This window comes from Bacteroidota bacterium (assembly GCA_005882315.1).
In the GTDB taxonomy this organism is placed as follows: Bacteria; Bacteroidota; Bacteroidia; order Chitinophagales; family Chitinophagaceae; genus VBAR01.
The window spans coordinates 207,433-215,459 of sequence record VBAR01000003.1; the positions used below are offsets into that span (position 1 = coordinate 207,433).

6 protein-coding genes and 1 pseudogene (1 of these 7 running past the window's edge) are annotated in these 8,027 nt (G+C 38.2%); 2 read left to right on the forward strand and 5 right to left on the reverse strand.

The annotated features are described in order from the left end of the window. Window positions 1–4: 4 nt before the first annotated feature. Window positions 5–2,419: a beta-N-acetylhexosaminidase gene (locus E6H07_14280; GenBank protein TMI62579.1), complete on the reverse strand. Its 2,415-nt coding sequence runs from the start codon at window positions 2,417–2,419 to the stop codon at window positions 5–7. Between the two features lie 67 nt (window positions 2,420–2,486). Beyond that, on the reverse strand, window positions 2,487–4,352 hold the full coding sequence (locus E6H07_14285; GenBank protein ID TMI62580.1) for a CocE/NonD family hydrolase: 1,866 nt from the start codon (window positions 4,350–4,352) through the stop codon (window positions 2,487–2,489). Window positions 4,353–4,414: 62 nt separating this feature from the next. Between E6H07_14285 and E6H07_14290 the strand changes: the two genes are divergently transcribed. Then, window positions 4,415–4,885 carry a nuclear transport factor 2 family protein gene (locus tag E6H07_14290; GenBank protein ID TMI62581.1) on the forward strand — a complete coding sequence of 157 codons (471 nt, stop codon included), beginning with the start codon at window positions 4,415–4,417 and terminating at the stop codon, window positions 4,883–4,885. 75 nt (window positions 4,886–4,960) lie between these two features. Here E6H07_14290 and E6H07_14295 read toward each other — a convergent pair whose 3' ends face one another. The 3 genes from E6H07_14295 to E6H07_14305 all read right to left on the reverse strand — a co-directional run bounded on the left by E6H07_14295 (window position 4,961) and on the right by E6H07_14305 (window position 7,256). Beyond that, the gene (locus E6H07_14295; protein ID TMI62582.1) at window positions 4,961–5,866 is read right to left on the reverse strand and encodes a pirin family protein; all 906 of its coding nucleotides are present in this window, start codon (window positions 5,864–5,866) and stop codon (window positions 4,961–4,963) included. Window positions 5,867–5,872: 6 nt separating this feature from the next. Further along, window positions 5,873–6,589 carry a pirin family protein gene (locus tag E6H07_14300; protein TMI62583.1) on the reverse strand — a complete coding sequence of 239 codons (717 nt, stop codon included), beginning with the start codon at window positions 6,587–6,589 and terminating at the stop codon, window positions 5,873–5,875. A 94-nt stretch (window positions 6,590–6,683) separates the two neighbouring features. Next, window positions 6,684–7,256: an NAD(P)H-dependent oxidoreductase gene (locus E6H07_14305; protein TMI62584.1), complete on the reverse strand. Its 573-nt coding sequence runs from the start codon at window positions 7,254–7,256 to the stop codon at window positions 6,684–6,686. Between the two features lie 148 nt (window positions 7,257–7,404). Here E6H07_14305 and E6H07_14310 point away from each other — a divergent pair. Continuing rightward, window positions 7,405–8,027, forward strand: a pseudogene (locus E6H07_14310) (N(4)-(beta-N-acetylglucosaminyl)-L-asparaginase) (it continues 407 nt past the right edge of the window).

Genomic DNA, 8,027 nt, shown 5'->3' on the forward strand with positions numbered 1-8,027 from the left:
AGGCTTAATTCACTTCAATTTCACTAACAAACAGCCATGCTTTGTTACCAGCACCGGGATTTCCTTCCGGTATTCCGCCCCAGTTTCTTAAAATCACTTTTATATACCGTGCATTTCTTTCAGCAAACTCCACTTTCATTGTACCAGTTTCAAGTCCTTTAATCTTTACATTAAAATCATCCGTTAAACCAACTGATGTAAAGTCAGTGCCATTTTCTGAAACAAATACTTCAAATGTCTGAGGTTGCCATATCCAGCTTCCTTTCTCTCTTAAAACATGTGCCACCACATTTTTAATTTTTTGTGATGATCCAAGATCGATCGTGGCTTCGCAATTACCACCAGAGAAGCCAAGGTATTCACGGCTTTTTGTCATTCCTTTTTCATTCACCACGCCATTTACTAATGTAAATGCGCCATCACCTGGATAACTTTGGGATGGTTCCATTTTTAAATCGATCTTCTTCCCGGTTGCTTTATTAAAACTGAATGTTTGATATACAGGATTGCTAATTGATTTGCTGCCTGACATTGTTGTTGCTGCTAAGATCATAGAACTATTTACTGGTACTGGCGTTGTATAAGTTTTTCCATCCTTATATGTCGGCGCCGCAATCATTCCGGCTGTATGTGTGATATATTTAATTTCAACACCAGGTTGTTTTGATTCAAGTTTCCATTGCACGCCATTATTATCAAGCGAAGGAATTACTGAAGATTTAATATCAAACAAAGCTTTGCTATAATTTGCTTTCCAGAATTCATATCTTTTGAGTTGATCAAGTAACCTCGGTTCAAATTCATTCCAGTCTCTTTTTTCTTTAGGGCTCCACAGCACTTCACTTAATGCAGCTAATCTTGGAAATAACGTGTATTCCACTTTCTTAGGGTTCGTTATGTATTCTGTCCACAGATTGGCCTGTGCTCCTAAAACATATTTTGCTTGATCTGCATTTAGCTCTTTTGGTACCGGTTCATAAGCATATACTTTTTCTATGGGGTTATAGCCACCAAATGTTACCGAATCTTCATTTTCGCTTTGGCTATGATCAAAATAAACAGGATCACCCGGTGTCATGATCACTTCATGTTTTTGTTTTGCTGCTTCAATTCCACCAGCTTCACCCCGCCAGCTCATTACAATTGCATTCGGTGCTAATCCGCCTTCGAGTATTTCATCCCAGCCAATTAATGTTTTTCCTTTTTTATTCAGGTATTTTTCCATTCGCTGTATAAAATAACTCTGCAGCTCATGTTCATCAACCAGCTTATTCGCTTCCATTCTTTTCTGGCAGGAGGGACAACGTTTCCAGTTTTCTTTAGGAGATTCATCACCCCCAACATGAATATATTTTCCGGGAAAAAGCTGAACTACTTCATCAATTACATCTTCCAGAAATTTAAATGTTTCTTCTTTGCCTGCACAAAACACATCGTCAAACACTCCCCAAGTTTCCTGTACCAGTTTACCGGGCTTTGATGTTACCATTGGCGAGATCAGCATTGAACTTTTTTGAGATATCATACCGGGCGGAATCTTTGTTGATTCATCCGGGAAACAACTCAGTGAAGGATAAGCAGCAATAGCAGCGCTGCCATGACCGGGCATTTCTATTTCAGGTACTATTGTTACGAAACGATCAGCAGCATACTTTACTACTTCCTTTATTTGTTCTTGAGTATAAAAACCAGTATGTGGAATATTATCACTGCCGCTACCCGGAAAGCGGCCAATAATGGATCCATTTCTGACTGAACCAACTTCAGTCAATCTTGGATATTTTTTTATTTCAATTCGCCAGCCCTGGTCTTCTGTTAAATGCCAATGGAAATAATTCATTTTATGCAATGCGATATAGTCAATATATTTTTTTATAAAATCAACAGGCATAAAATGGCGCCCCACATCCAAATGCAAACCACGATAGACAAATCGGGGGTAATCTGTGATTGTTAATTGTGATATTGAAAGTTTTATTGTCTGTGGTGTTTTGGAAGGAGTGGGTATGGGTAATAACTGAATCAGGGTTTGAAAACCATAAAATAAGCCGGTTCTATTCCTGGCAGAAATGGAAATATGATTTTTTGTAACTATTAATGAATATTTACCCTCAATAGTATCGCTGGATGGTAATGGACTTCTCGAGATCATTATCGAGTTATTTATTATTGAACTATCCTGCCTTCCATATACTTCTAATTTTAGATTATAGAACTTTTTAAGATATTCATTAAAAAAATCAGCTTCTTTTTCAAGCCCATATCCATGTCCAAAAACAATTTTTGTTTTACTATTTATGGTAAATTTTTCCGGGGCAGCAGACACAAATAATTCCACCGGTTGCGGAATAATTTTTATACCCTGCGTTAATGAATTTATTGAAAACAGGAATACAGATAAAAGCAAGCAAATTCTCATTCTAATTCTTTTTACAATTGTATAAAAAAAGTCCCGCTGAAAACGGGACTGTAATTTAGGAAGAAATTTATTTCAATACAGGTAAACTAATACTGCTGCTGTTGGTACCGTCATGATAGAGACGAATTGTTGCTTTCTGAAAATCAGCTTCACTGCATTCATAAATATTCACAAATTTCTGTGGATTGCGGTCTGCTAATGGGAACCAGCTGCTTTGCACCTGTATCATTAGCCTGTGTCCTTTTTGAAAAGTATGAGCAACATCAGGCAAATCGAATTTTACTCTTTCTATTTTATTCGGTGTAAAAGGAGAGGGGGTCTCAAAACTGTTCCTGTATTTGCCACGCATTATTTCGCCACGAACCAGCATTTGATAACCACCCATTAAATAACTACCAGTTCTGGGAGCCGGATACTGAAAGTCGTCAGGAAAAACATCAATGAGTTTTACAACAAAGTCAGCATCTGTTCCTGTAATGCTTACTAATAGATCTGCAATCACTGGACCTGCCAATGTCAAATCTTCCGTCAGCACATTAGTTTGAAATGTAAGTACATCTGTTCTTCGTGAAGCAAACCGCTGGTCATCGGTCATATATGCAGCAGTTCTGTTTTGATGCACATCTTCTGTATAAGGAACCGGGTGAGCAGGATCACTTACATATTCGCTGAAAATATTTTTACCAGCCTGTTTATTCCAATCCAGTTTTCCATTGGCTCCAAAATAAATTGGTGTTTCATTCATTAATGCAGGTGGCCATTGAGGTAATTTTTTCCATTCATTAACTCCGCTGAAAAATATAAGAGCTTCTGCAAAATTTGGATTCGAACCTTTTCCTTTCAGATAATAATTAAAGAAAGGAATTTCAATATTGTTCTGATACCAGATAGAAGTATTGGCGCCAAACCTCACATTACCAAGTTGACTTCCATCGCGGCTGCTCCATTGTCCGTGGCTCCATGGGCCCATTACTAATTTATTATCTGTACCCGGACTTTGCTTTTCAATCGCTTTATAAAGATTCCATGCACCATAACAATCTTCTGCATCAAACAAACCACCTACAACAAGCATAGCTGGTTTGATATTATACATAGCCGTTCTTGCATTTCTTGCTTTCCACCAATCATCATAGTTGGGGTGTTTATACATCTCATGCCAGAATTTAATACTGTCGCCAATCATATTAGCCAGGTTTTTCAATGAGCCTGCTTTTAAATAAAATTCATAGTTGTCTTTTATCTTAAAATCATATCCCGGTGAACCCATTGTGGTTGGCTTAGGTCTTGGTTTTCCAAAACTGGGATAAAAGCTAAAACCATCCATTTGGAAAAATGCACCATTATGATGGAAGTCATCTCCTAAAAACCATTCGGTAACCGGCGCCTGTGGACTGACTGCTTTCAACGCAGGATGACCTGAGGCAGCAGCCATCGTAGAATAAAAACCGGGATAAGAAATTCCAAATACACCAACATTGCCATTATTATCGGGTTGATTTTTTATCAGCCAGTCAATAGCATCATAAGTATCACTTGCTTCATCTATATCAGTATTTGTTTTTTTGTCTTTTATAAATGGTCTTACATCTTCAAATTCACCTTCACTCATCCAACGGCCACGAACATCCTGTAATACGATGATATAATTTTCACGCATATAATATTTCCAATGACTACCCCAGAATCCCCGCCAGTTACTTTCACCATAGGGTGAACATGAGTAAGGTGTACGGTTCATCAGAATAGGATGTTTTTCACTTCTGTCTTTTGGTGCGTAAATGGAAGTGAATAATTTTGTTCCATCCCGCATGGGTATGTAAATTTCTTTTTTTGTGTAGTTGTCCTTTATCCATGCACTATCCTGGTCAGTTTGTGCATTAGAAAGAAAGAACGAAAATAAAAACCCAACGAGAAGTAGTTTGCGTAGCATGATAGTTTAGTTTTACCCGGTTAAATTAAGCCAATCTGTTTTTACACCCATAAAATATTTTTATGAGCGATAATAAGCAAGTCATTGAACGATTTTATACAGCTTTTCAGCAATTGGATTATAAAACAATGCAGGATTGTTATAGTGATGATATTGTTTTTAGTGATCCGGTATTTTTAGTGCTGCATGGTGATGAAGCAAAAGCGATGTGGGAAATGCTGTGTAAAAACGCAAAAGAGTTTTCATTGACCTTTTCTGATATTGAATTGCTGGATGAAGAATATGCAACCTGTAAATGGGTGGCCACTTATACTTTTTCAAAAACAGGAAACCGGGTTGTAAATAATATCAAAGCATTCATGAAACTGAAAGACGGAAAAATAATCGAGCATAGTGATGCTTTCCGTTTAAGTACATGGATCGGACAAGCCTTAGGTTGGAAAGGTGTATTATTCGGCTGGGCTGGTTTTATGAAAAGAGCTGTTCAGAAAAATGCAAGGCGCAATCTTGAAAAATTTATGGAAAAGAAATAACGTAGCTAAGTATATAAAGTAAAAAGGTATATAGAAAAGCCTCCTATATACCTTTTATACATTTATACTTAAAAACTAATCCTGCAGTACTCCAAATTTTCCTGCATTCACATCATTAATTGCTTCTTCCACTTCCTGCCAGGTGTTCATCAGGAATGGGCCATATGCTGCAATAGGCTCTTCAATCGGTTCGCCTGATAAGATCAATACAACTGCATCTGTTGTTGCTTCAATAGTAAACTGTTCACCATCATTCTTCAGTAAAACAAAATTATCATTCAACACTTCCTTGTCCCGTCCGACCGGGTCATCCGGGCGGGCATTTACTTTTATTGTTCCTTCTATGACAAGTAGTCCTGTATTAAAATTTGCAGGCAGATTGAATTCAGCAGATACTCCTTTATTCAGCTTCGCATTATAAACCTGCATAGGTGTAAACGTAGATGCAGGACCTTTCACTCCTCCGTATTCACCGGCAATGACCTCAATAAAACTTGTTTTATCATTTAAGTAAGCTTTACCCATTGCACTATTAGTGATCTCCTGGTATTTGGGTTTTACTTTTTTGTCTTTTGCAGGAAGATTTACCCATAACTGTACCATTTGAAATAAGCCTCCGGTTTTGCTGAATTCCTTTTCATGATATTCTTTATGCAGTAATCCTGAGCCTGCAGTCATCCATTGCACATCACCTTCGCCAATGATACCGCTGTTACCTGCACTATCGTGATGGGCTATTTTGCCATGATAGGCAATAGTCACTGTTTCAAAACCTGCATGCGGATGCACACCTACACCACGTGGTTCATCAGAAGGGTTGAACTCGATCTTTGAACCATAGTCCAGCATAAAGAAAGGACTCATCCTTTTTTTATCAATGAACCGGCTATTCGGAAAAAAATTATGTACACGAAACCCATCACCCACCATATGCGGTGGAGGAGGGGCGATGATCACATCTATTGATTTTTGATTGCTCATACTGTTTTATTTAAGAAGCGGAACTTCCATTAATAATATTTCAGCATCTGTATCTGCCAAAATTTTTAATTCATTTGTTTCGGTAATGCCTAACCCATCCCGCTGATCCAACTTTTCGTCATTTACAGAAACTGAACCACTAATTACAAATGCATATACTCCACTATTCTCTTTCTTTAGTTTATAAGAAGTCGAAAATCCTTTATCCAGTTTACCTAAACTAAACCATGCATCCTGGTGAACTTGTACGCCACCATCATTTGTGCCGATGGGAGAAACAACGGTTAATAGTTTATTGTGCTTGTCAGCATCAGTAAAATTTTTCTGATCATAACGGGGCTCAACATTTTTCTTATTGGGAAAAACCCAGATCTGGAAAAACTTTACTGGTTTGTCCAGGTTCTTATTTTTTTCCCCGTGCTGAATGCCTGTGCCGGCACTCATCACCTGCACATCACCTTGTTTTATTACCTGCACATTTCCCATGCTGTCCTTATGTTCTAAAGCACCTTCGGTAGGTATCGAAATTATTTCCATATTATCATGCGGATGTGTTCCGAAACCCATCCCGCCGGCCACTGTATCATCATTCAATACCCGCAATGCACCGAAATGCATTCGTTGTGCATCATAATACCCCGCAAAACTAAAAGTATGATAAGAATCCAGCCAGCCGTGACTGGCATGACCTCTTGTAGCTGCTTTATGTAAAATCGTTTTCATATACCCCAAATCCGCCTCGGCGGAGCTTTTAAAACCCTAAAGACATAAAGTCTTTACTGGTTATGATTAATAAATTGTTTTCAAATTTCTTTTTTCAGTTGCTCAAAGTTAAAGCTGGTTGTTTTTCAGCAATTACTTTTTCTGCCAACCATAAAAATTCTGAAATAAAATTATGAACAGATTTGTAAAATGACTCATCAGTAAGATTTCCTTCCTCATCAAATTTTTTATCTACCTGTGGTACTATCAACAGGTAAGGTGAAGCTATTCCAAATAAGGCAGGTACCAATTGCAATAATTGTTGTGATGCCCTTATACCACCCATTACACCCGGAGATGCTGTTACAATACCAAATGGTTTGTGATGCTGTTTCGGAAAATGATCCAGCAGGTTTTTCATTGCCGGGGAATAGCTGCCGTTATATTCCGGTGTTACCAAAATAAAAGCATCGGCATCAAATATCCTTTCAGCAAGAGATCTAAATTCTGCTGGTGTTTTATCCGGTGATACAAAAACAGATTGAACAGGAGGGAGGTTCCAATCCCTCAGATCAATAATATCAACTTCGTGTTCAGTATTTTCAATGATCCAGTTCTTTAAATTTATTGCCACCCTGCGGGTTACACTGTTTACCCTCGGACTGCCTGATATAATTTCGATTCTCATTATTGACTCCTTTCGTTTAAATTTTATAACACAAATTTCCGATGGATAGCCGCAGTGACCATTGATTTATGGTAAGTAACCCCGCCTGAAATAATTCTACTCATAATTTTAACTTATTGCCTAAATTCGAAATTCTTAACCTACAAGCATGATTAACAGGAGAAAGTTCATAAAAGGCTCGGCACTAACTTCTATTTCAACATTGATAGGCTCGGCAATATCTGCTGAAAGCACAATTGAAACTATTACAGGAAACCCTGTTGTTATTTCAACATGGGACACTGGATTAGTGGCTAATAAAGCAGCATGGGAAATATTGGGTAAAAAAGGAAAGGCTATTGATGCGGTGGAAAAAGGAGTAATGGTGATTGAAGACACTCAGAATTGCTGTGTAGGGCTTGGGGCTAACCCTGACAGGGATGGCTTTGTAACATTGGATGCCTGCATTATGGATGATAAATTCAATTGCGGTAGCGTTGCTTTCCTCGAAAGGATCAAGCATCCCGTTTCCGTTGCCCGCAGGGTAATGGAAAAAACGCCGCATGTGATGCTGGTAGGTATCGGGGCACAACAATTTGCCGTTGCAGAAGGTTTTCCCCTGGAGGAACAAAAACTCTCTAAGAATGCACAGGAAGCTTATGACAATTGGTTGAAAAAATCGGAGTATAAACCACCGGCGATAAATGTTGAGAATAAAAACATGAAAGGACATGGCCCTTTTGCACCAGCTATATTAGAAAGCGGTGAATGGAACCATGATACGATCGGTAT